15 protein-coding genes are annotated in these 14,731 nt (G+C 58.0%); all 15 read left to right on the forward strand.

Features of this window, described 5'->3' with window-relative positions; translation table 11 throughout:
- Window positions 1-68 precede the first annotated feature (68 nt).
- Entirely contained in the window at window positions 69-806 is a 738-nt protein-coding gene (gene rpsB / locus WHX55_RS05640) for a 30S ribosomal protein S2 (RefSeq protein WP_008052780.1), read from the forward strand.
- Window positions 807-995: 189 nt separating this feature from the next.
- A complete protein-coding gene (gene tsf, locus WHX55_RS05645; RefSeq protein WP_108216655.1) occupies window positions 996-1,859 on the forward strand; it encodes a translation elongation factor Ts in 864 nt (287 codons plus the stop codon).
- Between the two features lie 210 nt (window positions 1,860-2,069).
- Window positions 2,070-2,813, forward strand: a complete 744-nt coding sequence (pyrH, locus tag WHX55_RS05650; protein ID WP_095077480.1) for a UMP kinase — start codon at window positions 2,070-2,072, stop codon at window positions 2,811-2,813.
- Entirely contained in the window at window positions 2,810-3,367 is a 558-nt protein-coding gene (frr, locus tag WHX55_RS05655) for a ribosome recycling factor (protein WP_008000041.1), read from the forward strand. The genes pyrH and frr overlap by 4 nt, the downstream gene beginning before the upstream one ends.
- Before the next feature lie 13 nt (window positions 3,368-3,380).
- Entirely contained in the window at window positions 3,381-4,136 is a 756-nt protein-coding gene (gene uppS, locus WHX55_RS05660; RefSeq protein WP_150727687.1) for a polyprenyl diphosphate synthase, read from the forward strand.
- Window positions 4,136-4,942, forward strand: a complete 807-nt coding sequence (locus tag WHX55_RS05665) for a phosphatidate cytidylyltransferase (RefSeq protein ID WP_353742214.1) — start codon at window positions 4,136-4,138, stop codon at window positions 4,940-4,942. Before uppS ends, WHX55_RS05665 begins: the two co-directional genes overlap by 1 nt.
- Entirely contained in the window at window positions 4,939-6,129 is a 1,191-nt protein-coding gene (ispC, locus tag WHX55_RS05670) for a 1-deoxy-D-xylulose-5-phosphate reductoisomerase (protein ID WP_150727685.1), read from the forward strand. The genes WHX55_RS05665 and ispC overlap by 4 nt, the downstream gene beginning before the upstream one ends.
- A gap of 53 nt (window positions 6,130-6,182) precedes the next feature.
- Window positions 6,183-7,535 carry a sigma E protease regulator RseP gene (gene rseP, locus WHX55_RS05675; protein WP_150754196.1) on the forward strand — a complete coding sequence of 451 codons (1,353 nt, stop codon included), beginning with the start codon at window positions 6,183-6,185 and terminating at the stop codon, window positions 7,533-7,535.
- 74 nt (window positions 7,536-7,609) lie between these two features.
- Window positions 7,610-10,000 carry an outer membrane protein assembly factor BamA gene (bamA, locus tag WHX55_RS05680; protein WP_150754195.1) on the forward strand — a complete coding sequence of 797 codons (2,391 nt, stop codon included), beginning with the start codon at window positions 7,610-7,612 and terminating at the stop codon, window positions 9,998-10,000.
- A 45-nt stretch (window positions 10,001-10,045) separates the two neighbouring features.
- On the forward strand, window positions 10,046-10,549 hold the full coding sequence (locus WHX55_RS05685; protein ID WP_150727682.1) for an OmpH family outer membrane protein: 504 nt from the start codon (window positions 10,046-10,048) through the stop codon (window positions 10,547-10,549).
- Window positions 10,550-10,552: 3 nt separating this feature from the next.
- Window positions 10,553-11,608, forward strand: coding sequence for a UDP-3-O-(3-hydroxymyristoyl)glucosamine N-acyltransferase (lpxD, locus tag WHX55_RS05690; RefSeq protein ID WP_150727681.1), 1,056 nt, complete (start codon window positions 10,553-10,555; stop codon window positions 11,606-11,608).
- A 108-nt stretch (window positions 11,609-11,716) separates the two neighbouring features.
- Window positions 11,717-12,157 carry a 3-hydroxyacyl-ACP dehydratase FabZ gene (fabZ, locus tag WHX55_RS05695; protein WP_007978374.1) on the forward strand — a complete coding sequence of 147 codons (441 nt, stop codon included), beginning with the start codon at window positions 11,717-11,719 and terminating at the stop codon, window positions 12,155-12,157.
- Entirely contained in the window at window positions 12,154-12,930 is a 777-nt protein-coding gene (lpxA, locus tag WHX55_RS05700; RefSeq protein WP_046041139.1) for an acyl-ACP--UDP-N-acetylglucosamine O-acyltransferase, read from the forward strand. The genes fabZ and lpxA overlap by 4 nt, the downstream gene beginning before the upstream one ends.
- Before the next feature lie 2 nt (window positions 12,931-12,932).
- Entirely contained in the window at window positions 12,933-14,063 is a 1,131-nt protein-coding gene (lpxB, locus tag WHX55_RS05705) for a lipid-A-disaccharide synthase (RefSeq protein ID WP_353742215.1), read from the forward strand.
- A gap of 11 nt (window positions 14,064-14,074) precedes the next feature.
- On the forward strand, window positions 14,075-14,701 hold the full coding sequence (gene rnhB, locus WHX55_RS05710) for a ribonuclease HII (protein ID WP_353743025.1): 627 nt from the start codon (window positions 14,075-14,077) through the stop codon (window positions 14,699-14,701).
- Window positions 14,702-14,731: the final 30 nt, after the last annotated feature.

Raw genomic sequence — 14,731 nt, forward strand, 5'->3', positions numbered from 1 at the left:
TTCAGCTGATGCTGCTGGTTGGTCATTGGGATACGTGGAGGCCAAACCCGACTTATTAAGGAACTATCATGTCCCAAGTCAACATGCGCGATATGCTGAAGGCCGGTGTGCACTTCGGTCACCAGACCCGTTACTGGAACCCGAAAATGGGTAAGTACATTTTCGGCGCGCGTAACAAGATCCACATCATCAACCTTGAAAAAACCCTGCCAATGTTCAACGAAGCTCTGACTTTCGTAGAACGTCTGGCCCAGGGCAAAAACAAGATTCTGTTCGTCGGCACCAAGCGTTCCGCTGGCAAGATCGTTGCTGAAGAAGCAGCACGTTGCGGTTCGCCGTACGTCGATCACCGCTGGTTGGGCGGCATGCTGACCAACTTCAAAACCATCCGTGCTTCCATCAAGCGTCTGCGTGACCTTGAAGTTCAAGCCGAAGACGGTACTTTCGCCAAGCTGACCAAGAAAGAAGCGCTGATGCGCACTCGTGACCTGGAAAAGCTGGATCGTTCCCTGGGTGGTATCAAGGACATGGGCGGTCTGCCAGACGCTCTGTTCGTTATCGACGTTGATCACGAGCGCATCGCGATCACCGAAGCCAACAAGCTGGGCATCCCGGTTATCGGCGTAGTCGATACCAACAGCAGCCCGGAAGGCGTTGACTACATCATCCCAGGCAACGATGACGCAATCCGCGCTATCCAGCTGTACATGGGTTCGATGGCTGACGCTGTAATCCGCGGTCGCAACAACGTTGCCGGCGGCACCGTAGAGTTCGCAGCTGAAGAAACTCAGGCTGCAGCTGAGTAATTGACGCCCTGGCGTTGACTCAGTAAGCAAAAAGGGGGCTTGGCCCCCTTTTTGCCACCTCGAAAACCATTTGTCGGCGCCCACCGCTCTATCTGTAACGTGCGGCAGCTAACAAGGGTGGTTGGGGAAGAATTGATCGCCCGTTCGATCGGGTGGAATGGTTGAAAACCTATCCAAGAGGATTTTGAAATGGCAGAGATTACTGCAGCGTTGGTCAAAGAACTGCGCGAGCGTACTGGCGAAGGCATGATGGACTGCAAAAAGGCCTTGACCAAGGCTGGCGGCGACATCGAGAAAGCCATTGATGACATGCGCGCTTCGGGCGCCATCAAGGCTGCCAAGAAGGCCGGCAACGTTGCCGCTGAAGGCGCTATCGCTCTGAAGGAAGACGGTAAGTCCGCCGTTCTGCTGGAAGTGAACTCGCAGACCGACTTCCTGGCCCTGCAGGACGACTTCAAGGAATTTGTTGCAGCAAGCGTTGAAAAAGCGTTCGCCGACAAGTTGACTGATGTTGCTCCGCTGATCGAAGCTCAAGAAACTGCTCGCCTGGTACTGGTCGGCAAGGTTGGCGAAAACGTCAACATCCGTCGTCTGGCACGCGTTGAGGGTGACGTTGTCGGTGGCTACCTGCACGGCAACAAGATCGGTGTTGCAGTTGTCCTGAAAGGCGGCAGTGTCGAGCTGGCCAAGGACATCGCTATGCACGTAGCGGCTACCAATCCTGAATTCCTGCTGCCATCGGAAGTTTCCGCTGAAGCGATCGAGCGCGAGAAAGGCGTGTTCCTGACGCTGAACGCTGACAAGATCGCCGGCAAGCCGGAAAACATCGTTGAAAACATGGTCAAAGGCCGTATCAGCAAGTTCCTGGCCGAAGCCAGCCTGGTTGAGCAGGCTTTCGTCAAGAACCCTGAAATCAAGGTCGGCGAACTGGCCAAGAAAGCCGGCGCTGAAATCGTTTCCTTCACTTACTTCAAAGTAGGCGAAGGCATCGAGAAGCCAGTGGACAACTTCGCAGAAGAAGTTGCTGCCCAGCTGGCTGCCGCCAAGCAATAAGACGGTTTTTTAACTGTCGCCCAGAAGAGGCTGCCCGCTCACGCGCGCAGCCTCTTTTCAGATGGGGCACCAATTTTTATTTGGTTTCCTTTTGGAACTGGCTTACAAAGCCATGTTCCGATGGCGCTGAAGCAGCGCCAAGCTAGAGTGAGCGCCAGCTGTAAACAGCTCGCAAAGAATTTTTAAAATACGCCGCAGGAGAGATTCGCAATGGCTCAGCAGGGCAGTGGTTATCAGGCTCGCTATAAACGCATTCTACTCAAGCTTAGCGGCGAGGCCCTGATGGGCTCGGAAGAGTTCGGGATCGACCCGAAAGTTCTGGATCGCATGGCATTGGAAGTTGGCCAACTGGTCGGCATCGGTGTTCAGGTCGGTCTGGTCATCGGTGGTGGCAACCTGTTCCGCGGCGCGGCGCTCAGCGCGGCGGGCATGGATCGGGTTACCGGTGACCACATGGGCATGCTGGCCACTGTGATGAACGCCCTGGCAATGCGCGACGCGCTGGAACGTGCCAACATCTCGGCCATCGTGATGTCCGCTATTTCCATGGTTGGTGTGACCGATCACTACGATCGTCGCAAGGCCATGCGTCACTTGAACTCCAAGGACGTGGTGATTTTCGCGGCCGGTACCGGCAACCCGTTCTTTACGACGGATTCGGCTGCCTGCCTGCGTGCAATCGAAATCGATGCCGATGTCGTGCTCAAGGCGACCAAGGTCGATGGCGTCTACACCGCTGACCCGTTCAAAGACCCGCATGCCGAGAAGTTCGATCATCTGACCTACGATGAAGTGCTGGATCGCAAGCTGGGTGTGATGGATCTGACGGCCATTTGCCTGTGCCGCGACCACAAGATGCCGCTACGCGTATTTAACATGAACAAGCCCGGCGCCCTGCTGAACATCGTGCATGGCGGCGCTGAAGGAACCCTGATCGAGGAAGGCCAACAATGATCAACGAAATCAAGAAAGACGCTCAAGAGCGCATGCAGAAGTCCGTGGAGTCGCTGGCGCACAACTTCGGCCGCATTCGTACCGGCCAGGCGCACCCGAGCATCCTGGAAGGCGTGATGGTGCCGTACTACGGTTCCGACACCCCGATCAAGCAAGTGGCCAACATCACCGTCAAGGACGCCCGTACCCTGCAAGTCGTTGCTTTCGAACGCAACATGCTGGGTGCCGTCGACAAGGCGATCGGTAGCGCGGGTCTGAACCTGAACCCGACCAACCTCGGCGAGCTGCTGTTGATCTCCATGCCTGCCCTGACCGAAGAAACCCGCAAGGGTTTCACCAAGCAGGCTCGTGACGTCGCTGAAGATGCCCGTGTTGCCGTGCGCAACATCCGTCGTGATGCCAACAGCCAGCTCAAGGATCTGGTGAAGGAAAAAGAGATCAGCGAAGACGAAGAGCGTCGTGCGACTGGCGAGATTGACGATCTGACCAAGAAGTTCGTGGCTAAAATCGACGCGGATCTGGCGCAGAAAGAAAAAGACCTGATGGCCGTATAAGGGTCGCGTTTTCATGGATAAGACAAAGCAGACTGCACCGTCCGCGGTGCCGCGCCATGTCGCGATCATCATGGATGGTAACAATCGCTGGGCGAAAAAACGCTTTATGCCGGGTGTCGCCGGGCATAAAGCGGGCGTGGATGCGGTGCGTGCGGTCATCGAGGTTTGTGCCGAGGCCAAGGTCGAAGTGCTGACCTTGTTCGCCTTTTCCAGCGAGAACTGGCAACGTCCGGCCGATGAGGTCAGCGCTTTGATGGATCTGTTCTTCAGGGCGCTACGTCGTGAGGCCAAGCGCCTCAACGACAACAACATCAGCCTGCGCATCATTGGTGACCGCTCGCGTTTTCATCCCGAGCTGCAGGCCGCCATGCGTGAAGCAGAGGCCATGACGGTTGGCGCCAATCGTTTTGTGCTGCAGATCGCTGCCAATTACGGCGGTCAGTGGGATATCGCGCAAGCTGCGCAACGACTGGCGCGAGAAGTTCAGGCCGGACACTTGCGTCCGGAGGACATCACGCCTGGTCTGCTGCAGACCTGCCTGGTCACAGGCGACCTGCCGTTGCCGGACTTGTGTATCCGTACCGGTGGTGAGCACCGCATCAGCAACTTCCTGCTCTGGCAACTTGCCTATGCCGAGTTGTATTTCTCCGACCTGTTCTGGCCGGACTTCAAACACGATGCCATGCGCAATGCGCTGGCCGATTTTGCTTCCCGCCAGCGCCGCTTCGGTAAAACGAGCGAGCAGGTCGAGGCTGGAGCCCGGGTTTAATGCTTAAACAACGAATCATCACCGCACTGATCCTGCTGCCGATTGCCCTGTGCGGGTTTTTCCTGCTTGAAGGTTCCGGCTTTGCACTGTTCATCGGGCTGGTCGTAACCCTGGGTGCCTGGGAATGGGCGCGCCTGGCGGGTTTCGCCGATCAGGCGTTCCGCGTCGGTTATGCCGCTGTGGTCGCTTTGGTGCTGTTCGTCATGTACATCCTGCCCGGCCTCGCGCCTTGGGTGTTGGGCGCTTCGGTGCTGTGGTGGGCGGTGGCGACGTATCTGGTGTTGACCTATCCGCGTTCGAGCGAGCATTGGTCCAATGCGGCGACCAAGTTGGTGATCGGCCTGTTGATTCTCCTGCCGGCCTGGCAAGGCCTGGTGCAGATCAAGCAATACCCGCTGGGTAACTGGCTGATCATGGCGGTGATGGTGTTGGTCTGGGGTGCCGATATCGGTGCGTACTTTTCCGGTCGGGCCTTCGGCAAGCGCAAGCTCGCACCACAGGTCAGTCCGGGCAAAAGCTGGGAAGGCGTTTACGGTGGTCTGGCGCTGAGCCTGGTGATTACCACAATCGTTGCTCTGGTACGCGACTGGACGGTGGCCGAGCTGCTCAAAGGGCTGATCGGCGCTGCGCTTATCGTGTTTGTCTCGGTGGTGGGCGATCTCACTGAAAGCATGTTCAAGCGTCAATCCGGGATCAAGGACAGCAGTAATCTGCTTCCGGGTCACGGCGGCGTGCTGGATCGTATCGACAGCCTGACGGCAGCGATTCCGGTGTTTGCCGTGTTGCTGTGGATGGCGGCGCCATGAGCCGCCCGCAACAGATTACCGTTCTGGGTGCGACCGGCTCGATTGGCCTGAGTACGCTCGATGTCATCGCTCGTCATCCTGACCGTTATCAGGTCTTTGCCTTGAGTGGCTTCACTCGCTTGAGTGAATTGCTGGCGTTGTGCGTGCGGCATGTCCCGCGATTTGCCGTGGTGCCTGAGGTCGCGGCTGCCCGTACCTTGCAGGATGATTTGCGCGCGGCGGGACTTTCGACCCGTGTTCTGGTGGGTGAGGAGGGTTTGTGTCAGGTCGCTTCCGATCCGGAAGTCGAGACGGTCATGGCGGCCATCGTCGGTGCGGCGGGATTGCGCCCGACATTGGCGGCGGTCGAGGCTGGCAAGAAGATTCTCCTGGCCAATAAAGAAGCGCTGGTCATGTCCGGTGCGTTGTTCATGCAGGCGGTGCGCAAGAGCGGTTCGGTGTTGCTGCCGATCGATAGCGAGCACAACGCGATTTTCCAGTGCATGCCGCTCGATTATGCCCGTGGCCTTGAGGCGGTCGGCGTACGTCGGATTTTGCTGACGGCCTCCGGTGGACCGTTCCGCCAGACGCCAATGGCTGAACTGGCGCATGTTTCTCCCGATCAGGCGTGTGCTCACCCGAACTGGTCCATGGGGCGAAAAATCTCCGTTGACTCGGCCAGCATGATGAACAAGGGGCTTGAGTTGATCGAAGCCTGCTGGCTGTTCGACGCCAAGCCATCCCAGGTCGAGGTGGTGATTCACCCGCAAAGCGTGATTCATTCGCTGGTCGACTACGTCGATGGTTCTGTTCTGGCGCAGCTGGGTAATCCGGACATGCGCACGCCCATCGCCAATGCCCTGGCCTGGCCTGAGCGGATTGATTCGGGTGTTGCACCGCTGGATCTGTTCGCCATTGCGCGCCTGGATTTCCAGGCGCCCGATGAAGAGCGTTTCCCATGCCTGCGTCTGGCCCGTCAGGCGGCCGAGGCGGGTAACAGTGCGCCGGCCATGCTCAACGCGGCGAACGAAGTGGCGGTGGCGGCATTTCTCGACGAACGGGTTCGTTACCCGGAAATCGCGAGTATCATCGAGGAAGTACTGAATCTGGAGCCCGTAGTGGCAGTGGATGACCTCGATGCAGTGTTCACGGCAGACGCGAAGGCGCGATTGCTGGCCGGACAATGGTTGAGCCGTCACGGGCGGTAAATGCTGCGGATAGTTGACACAGGCAGCAGCGGATAGGAATGCGGAGAAAGTAGATGAGCGCGCTCTATATGATTGTCGGTACCCTGGTCGCTCTGGGTGTGCTGGTTACCTTCCACGAGTTCGGCCATTTTTGGGTCGCGCGTCGCTGTGGGGTCAAAGTGCTGCGCTTCTCCGTAGGCTTCGGTACGCCTTTGCTGCGCTGGCACGACAAGCAAGGTACCGAATTCGTCGTCGCGGCGATCCCGTTGGGCGGCTACGTCAAAATGCTCGATGAGCGCGAGGGTGAAGTACCACTCGATCAGCTCGACCAGGCCTTCAATCGCAAATCCGTTCGTCAGCGCGTTGCCATCGTAGCGGCAGGGCCGATAGCCAACTTCCTGCTGGCATTTGTGTTTTTCTGGGCATTGGCAATGCTTGGCAGCGAGCAGGTGCGTCCGGTCATCGGGGCTGTCGAGTCTGGCAGTATCGCGGCCAGGGCGGGATTGAGCTCCGGCCAGGAAATCGTGGCCATTGATGGCGAGGCGACTTCCGGCTGGGCAGCGGTGAATCTGCAACTGATTCGTCGCCTGGGCGAAAGCGGTTCGTTGCAGATATTGGTTCGCGAGCAAGGCTCCACGGCCGATTCTCCTCGTGAACTTGCGCTGGACAAATGGCTCAAAGGGGCTGACGAGCCTGACCCTATCCATTCATTGGGGATTCGTCCGTGGCGTCCGGCATTGCCGCCTGTCCTGGCCGAACTCGATCCAAAGGGGCCGGCTCAGGCTGCCGGCCTGAAGACCGGTGACCGGTTGCTGGCGCTCGATGGTCGTACGCTGGATGACTGGCAGCAGGTCGTCGATACCGTCCGTATGCATCCTGATACCAAAATCATGCTGCGGGTTGAGCGCGACGGTGCTCAAATCGACGTCCCGGTGACGCTGGCCGCTCGCGGCGAGCGCAAGTCACCCAGCGGATACCTGGGGGCGGGGGTGAAGGCTGTCGATTGGCCGCCGGAGATGATCCGCGAAGTCAGTTACGGGCCGTTGGCAGCGATTGGCGAGGGGGCTCGACGCACCTGGACCATGAGCGTACTGACCCTTGATTCACTGAAGAAAATGTTGTTCGGTGAGCTCTCGGTAAAAAACTTGAGTGGACCGATAACCATTGCTAAAGTGGCGGGCGCTTCGGCCCAGTCGGGTGTTGCTGATTTCCTGAATTTCCTTGCTTATCTGAGTATTAGCCTGGGCGTTCTGAATTTGTTGCCCATTCCGGTACTGGATGGGGGGCATTTGTTGTTTTATCTGATCGAGTGGGCGCGTGGTCGTCCCTTGTCAGATCGGGTGCAAGGTTGGGGGATACAGATCGGTATCAGTTTGGTGATCGGGGTGATGTTGCTTGCTTTGGTCAATGATCTGGGTCGACTGTAACGCTTCGCTGAATTGCGAATCTGCCGCATTTTGCGGCAGTTTGTTTATTGCCAGTTGGAATAAGAAAGGACTTCATGAAACGTCTGCTGCTAACTGCGGTTCTCACCGTATTGATGATCGCCGAAGTTCACGCCGAGTCCTTCACTATCTCTGATATTCGCGTCAATGGCCTCCAGCGGGTCTCCGCGGGTAGCGTCTTTGGTGCTTTGCCGTTGAACGTCGGTGAACAGGCGGATGATCGCCGTCTGGTGGAATCCACTCGTGCGTTGTTCAAAACCGGTTTCTTTCAAGATATCCAGCTGGGCCGTGATGGCAACGTCCTGGTCATCACTGTAGTCGAGCGCCCGTCGGTCGCCAGTATCGAGATCGAAGGTAACAAGGCGATCTCTACCGAAGACCTGATGAAAGGCCTCAAGCAATCCGGTCTGGCCGAAGGCGAGATCTTCCAGCGTGCCACCCTTGAAGGCGTGCGTAATGAACTGCAGCGCCAGTACGTCGCCCAGGGTCGCTACTCGGCTACCGTCGACACCGAAGTGGTGCCACAGCCGCGTAACCGCGTCGGCCTGAAGGTCAATATCAACGAAGGTACCGTTGCGGCTATCCAGCACATCAACGTAGTGGGCAACACGGTCTTTCCCGATGAAGACCTGATCGACCTGTTCGAACTCAAGACCACCAACTGGTTGTCGTTCTTCAAGAACGACGACAAGTACGCCCGTGAAAAACTGTCCGGTGACCTGGAACGCCTGCGTTCCTACTACCTGGACCGTGGCTATATCAACATGGATATCGCTTCGACCCAGGTCTCCATTACGCCAGACAAGAAGCACGTCTACATCACCGTCAACGTCAACGAAGGCGAGAAGTACACCGTTCGTGACGTCAAGCTCAGTGGTGACCTGAAAGTCCCTGAAGACCAGGTCAAGTCCCTGCTGCTGGTGCAAAAAGGCCAGGTGTTCTCGCGCAAGCTGATGACCACGACTTCCGAGCTGATCACCCGTCGCCTGGGTAACGAAGGTTATACCTTCGCCAACGTCAACGGCGTGCCTCAACCGCACGATGAAGATCACACCGTAGACATCCTGTTCGCGGTCGATCCGGGCAAGCGTGCATACGTGAACCGCATCAATTTCCGTGGCAACACCAAGTCCGAAGACGAAGTGTTGCGTCGTGAAATGCGTCAGATGGAAGGCGGCTGGGCTTCGACCTACCTGATCGACCAATCCAAGACCCGTCTGGAACGTCTGGGCTTCTTCAAGGAAGTCAACGTCGAGACCCCGGCCGTGCCAGGTGTCGATGACCAGGTGGACGTCAACTACAGCGTTGAAGAACAAGCCTCCGGTTCGATTACCGCCAGCGTCGGTTTCGCCCAGAGCGCCGGCCTGATCCTCGGTGGTTCGATCACCCAGAACAACTTCCTGGGTACCGGTAACAAGGTCAGCGTCGGCTTGACCAAAAGTGAATACCAGACCCGTTATAACTTCGGCTTTGTAGACCCCTACTGGACCGCCGACGGCGTGAGCCTGGGTTACAACGCGTTCTACCGCACGACTGACTACGATGAGCTCGATACCGACGTCGCCAGCTACGCCGTGGACAGCCTGGGTGCCGGTGTGAGTGTCGGTTATCCAATCAGCGAGACTTCGCGTCTGACCTTCGGCCTGAATGCGCAACAGGACACGATCAAGACTGGCGTTTACACAGTCGACGAGATCTTCGACTTCGTTAACCAGGAAGGCGACAAGTACCTGAACTTCAAGGCTTCGGCCGGTTGGTCCGAGTCCACCCTGAACAAAGGCGTTTTGGCGACTCGTGGTCACTCTCAAAGCTTGACGGCGGAAGTCACCGTGCCGGGTAGTGACTTGTCGTTCTTCAAACTCGATTACCGTGGTCAGTTGTTCCAGCCGCTGAGCGAAAACTACACCATGCGCCTGCACACCGAATTGGGTTATGGCGATGGCTACGGTTCGACCGAAGGCTTGCCATTCTATGAAAACTACTATGCTGGTGGTTTCAACTCGGTTCGTGGCTTCAAGGACAGTACACTGGGGCCGCGTAGTACTCCGAGCCGCGGCGCACTCGAAACGGGCAACCCGGGTACTCTTGCTGACCCGGACCAGGATCCACTGCCGTTCGGTGGTAACGTCCTGATCCAGGGTGGTGCAGAGATTCTGTTCCCGCTGCCGTTCATCAAGGATCAACGATCCCTGCGTACCTCGGTATTCTGGGATGTGGGTAACGTATTCGACTCCAAGTGCGAGCAGACGACCAATACCAACCCTGCGTCGAAGTCCAATACGCAGTGTAACGATGTCAGTCTGAGCAACCTGGCCAGTTCCGTCGGTGTGGGTGTGACCTGGGTCACCGCACTGGGGCCTCTGAGTTTCGCCCTGGCCATGCCAGTCAAGAAACCGGATGACGCTGAAACTCAAGTGTTCCAATTCTCTCTCGGCCAGACGTTCTAAGCGTCTGACCCAAGATAACGACAATGGATTTTGTAGGAGTGCATCGTGCGTAAGTTGACTCAATTGGTTCTCCTGGCAACCGTACTGGTAGCAGGTCCGGCGTTCGCCGACATGAAAATTGCTGTTCTGAACTATCAGATGGCTCTGCTGGAGTCCGACGCGGCCAAGAAATACGCCGTGGATGCCGAGAAGAAGTTCGGTCCTCAGCTGACCAAGCTCAAGTCACTGGAAACCAGCGCCAAGGGCATTCAGGATCGCCTGATGGCCGGTGGCGACAAAATGCAGCAGGGCGAGCGCGAGCGTCTGGAGCTTGAATTCAAGCAAAAGGCCCGTGACTTCCAGTTCCAGTCCAAGGAGCTGAACGAAGCCAAAGCCGTTGCCGACCGTGAAATGCTGAAGCAGCTCAAGCCGAAACTGGACAGCGCTGTGGAAGAAGTCATCAAGAAAGGTGCTTTTGACCTGGTCTTCGAGCGTGGCGCAGTGATTGATGTCAAGCCTCAGTACGACATCACTCGCCAGGTTATCGAGCGCATGAATCAGCTGAAGTAACCCATGACCGTGACCATTAAGCTCGGCCAGCTGGCCGAGTTCCTCGGCGCCACGCTACGTGGCGACCCCGAGAAAGCAATTACTGGGCTAGCCACCTTGCAGGAGGCTGGCCCAGCTCAGTTGAGCTTTCTCGCAAACCCCCAATACCGCAAGTACCTGGCAGGCAGTCAGGCTGCAGCCCTGTTGCTCAAGGCCGCTGACGCCGAGGGTCATTGCGGGGATGTGCTGGTGGTGCCGGATCCGTACGCAGCCTACGCGCGTGTTTCTCACCTGTTCGATCCCAAGCCCAAGGCGGCAGCCGGGATTCATCCGACGGCGGTGATCGCGGCGGATGCGGTTGTCGATCCAGCGGCGAGTATCGGCGCTTTTGTGGTGATCGAAAGCGGTGCGCAGGTTGCAGCCGGTACGACTGTCGGCGCGCATTGCTTCATTGGCGCTCGCAGCGTGGTGGGTGAGGGTGGCTGGCTCGCACCGCGGGTGACCTTGTATCACGACGTCCGCGTCGGCAAACGGGTTGTCATTCAGTCGGGTGCAGTGCTCGGCGGTGAAGGCTTCGGCTTTGCCAATGAAAAAGGTATCTGGCAGAAAATCGCCCAGATCGGTGGTGTGCTGATCGGCGATGATGTTGAAATCGGCGTGAACACGGCTATAGATCGCGGTGCGTTGGCCGATACGGTCATCGGTAACGGCGTGAAGCTCGATAACCAGATTCAGATTGCCCACAACGTTCAGGTGGGCGATCACACCGCCATGGCGGCGTGTGTCGGGATCTCCGGCAGTACCAAAATCGGCAAGCATTGCATGCTCGCCGGTGGTGTAGGGCTGGTGGGACACATCGACATTTGTGACAACGTTTTCATTACCGGGATGACCATGGTGACCCACTCGATTACCGAGCCAGGCGCCTATTCTTCCGGTACGGCCATGCAGCCGGCAGCCGAGTGGCGCAAAAGCGCGGCACGTATTCGTCAGCTCGATGACATCGCGCGACGTCTGCGACAGCTGGAAAAGCAGGCAGGGGAAGTGACCCCTGACGGTAATGCTTCATCAGATGGCTGATACCATTTCCATATCAAGTGTGCACAGCCGCTAGACTGCCTCCTTGATTTGCTAGAGGAGTGCGCGTCAGTCGCGCGCTCCCAATCTTTACATAGGCTTCCCCCCGAAATGATGGACATCAACGAGATTCGCGAATACCTGCCTCACCGTTACCCGTTCCTGCTGGTGGACCGGGTAGTGGAGCTGGATGTTGAAGGCAAGCGCATTCGTGCCTACAAGAATGTCAGCATCAACGAACCGTTCTTCAATGGTCACTTCCCTGCGCATCCAATCATGCCGGGCGTATTGATCATTGAGGCAATGGCTCAGGCTGCCGGGATCCTTGGTTTCAAAATGCTCGACGTGAAACCGGCCGACGGCACCCTCTATTACTTCGTCGGTTCCGACAAGCTGCGCTTCCGCCAGCCGGTATTGCCGGGTGATCAGCTGATCCTTGAAGCCAAGTTCATCAGCTGCAAGCGTCAGATCTGGAAATTCGAATGCCAGGCTTCGGTCGATGGCAAGCCGGTCTGCTCGGCTGAAATCATCTGTGCGGAACGCAAACTATGAGTTTGATTGACCCTCGCGCAATCATCGATCCGACAGCCGTTCTGGCTGACGGCGTCGAGGTCGGCCCATGGTCGATCGTCGGCGCAGGTGTGGAAATCGGCGAGGGGACAGTCATCGGGCCGCACGTGATTCTCAAGGGCCCGACCCGAATCGGTAAGCACAATCGCATCTACCAGTTTTCCTCGGTGGGTGAAGACACGCCTGACCTGAAGTACAAGGGCGAGGAAACCCGCCTGGTGATTGGTGATCACAACGTCATCCGTGAAGGCGTGACGATTCACCGTGGCACCATCCAGGATCGTTCGGAAACGACCCTGGGCGATCACAACCTGATCATGGCGTATGCCCACATCGGCCACGACAGCGTTATCGGCAACCACTGCATCCTGGTGAACAACACCGCTCTGGCGGGCCATGTGCATGTGGAAGACTGGGCAATCCTCTCCGGTTTTACCCTGGTTCACCAGTATTGCCACATTGGTGCCCACAGCTTTTCAGGCATGGGTACGGCGATCGGCAAGGATGTTCCTGCGTATGTCACGGTGTTCGGTAACCCTGCCGAAGCCCGTAGCATGAACTTCGAGGGCATGCGCCGTCGGGGTTTCAGCGAAGATGCGATCCACGCGCTACGTCGTGCCTACAAGGTGGTGTACCGCCAGGGCCTGACCGTGGAACAGGCGCTCGTCGAACTGGCCGAGCCTTCTGCGCAGTTCCCGGAAGTAGCGGTGTTCCGCGACTCCATCCAGTCTTCGACCCGCGGCATCACCCGCTAATCATGGCCAATCTGCGTATTGCGCTGGTAGCGGGTGAGGCTTCCGGTGACATTCTGGGTGCGGGTCTCATGCGCGCGCTCAAGGCTCGTCACCCTGCTGTCGAGTTCATCGGTGTCGGTGGTCCGTTGATGCAGGCTGAAGGCCTGACCTCGTATTTCCCGATGGAGCGTCTGTCCGTCATGGGCCTGGTGGAAGTGCTGGGCCGGTTGCGCGAGTTGCTGGCTCGGCGCAAAAAACTGGTCGCCGACCTGATCGAGGCGAAACCCGATGTGTTCATCGGTATCGACGCACCGGACTTCAACCTCAATATCGAACTTAAGCTGCGCCAGGCCGGGATCAAGACCGTGCATTACGTCAGCCCGTCGGTCTGGGCCTGGCGGCAGAAACGCGTGCTGAAGATTCGCGAAGGCTGCGACCTGATGCTCACGCTGTTCCCGTTCGAAGCCAGATTCTACGAAGAGAAAGGCGTGCCGGTGCGGTTCGTCGGCCATACCCTGGCCGATGCCATTCCACTCGAAGCCGATCGTGCTGCTGCGCGGGCCGAACTCGGTTTGCCCGACGGGCCGCTGGTGGCGTTGATGCCTGGCAGCCGTGGCGGTGAAGTTGGCCGGCTCGGTGCTTTGTTTCTCGATACAGCGCAGCGCCTGCGGGCAATGCGTCCGGGTGTGCGATTTGTCATGCCTTGCGCCAGTCCTCAACGCCGGACCCAGATCGAAGCATTGCTGGCCGGTCGCGATTTGCCACTGACCTTGCTCGATGGCAAATCCCATCTGGCCCTGGCCGCGAGCGATGCGGTGTTGATTGCCTCCGGCACTGCAACGCTTGAAGCGCTGCTGTACAAGCGACCGATGGTGGTCGCCTATCGCCTGGCGCCGCTGACGTTCTGGATTCTCAAGCGCATGGTGAAAAGCCCCTACATCTCGTTGCCGAACCTGTTGGCCCAGCGTCTGTTGGTGCCCGAGTTGTTGCAGGACGATGCCACGGTCGAAGCGCTGGCCCAGACCTTGTCACCGCTGATCGAGGGTGGGGAAGAGCAGACCCGCGGTTTTGACGAGATTCACCGGACCCTGCGTCTGGATGCCTCCAACCAGGCTGCTGACGCAGTGCTGAACCTGATCGGCCAAGTAAAATGAGTAAAACGAATATGCAGATGGGGCTGGATTTTACCTTGGTCGCTGAAATCGAAGAGTTGGTTGCCGGCGTCGATGAAGTCGGTCGCGGCCCGCTCTGTGGTGCGGTAGTGACGGCGGCAGTGATCCTTGATCCGAACCGCCCGATCCTTGGCCTGAACGACTCGAAGAAACTCACCGAAGCCCGCCGCGAAAAGCTCTACGACGAAATCTGCGAAAAAGCCCTGAGCTGGTGCATCGCGCGCGCCGAAGTCGAAGAAATCGACGAGCTGAATATCCTGCACGCCACCATGCTGGCCATGCAGCGCGCGGTCGCCGGGCTGCATGTCCAGCCGAAGCTGGCGATGATCGACGGCAACCGCTGCCCGAAGCTGCCGATGCGCTCCGAGGCCGTGGTCAAGGGTGATAGCAAGGTTCCAGCCATCGCCGCCGCATCGATTCTGGCCAAGGTCAGCCGTGATCGTGAAATGGCCGCTTTCGAATTGATCTATCCGGGTTACGGCATCGGCGGGCATAAAGGCTACCCGACACCCGTTCATCTGGAAGCCCTCGCACGTTTGGGGCCTACGCCTATTCACCGACGTTCGTTTGCTCCAGTCCGGATGGCGTATGAAGCGTTGGAAATCGTTATAGAGAGCTAGTCGCAAGGCTGATTTTTTTTACCAAGGCCC

The organism is Pseudomonas fluorescens (assembly GCF_040448305.1).
Taxonomy (GTDB): Bacteria; Pseudomonadota; Gammaproteobacteria; order Pseudomonadales; family Pseudomonadaceae; genus Aquipseudomonas; species Aquipseudomonas fluorescens_BH.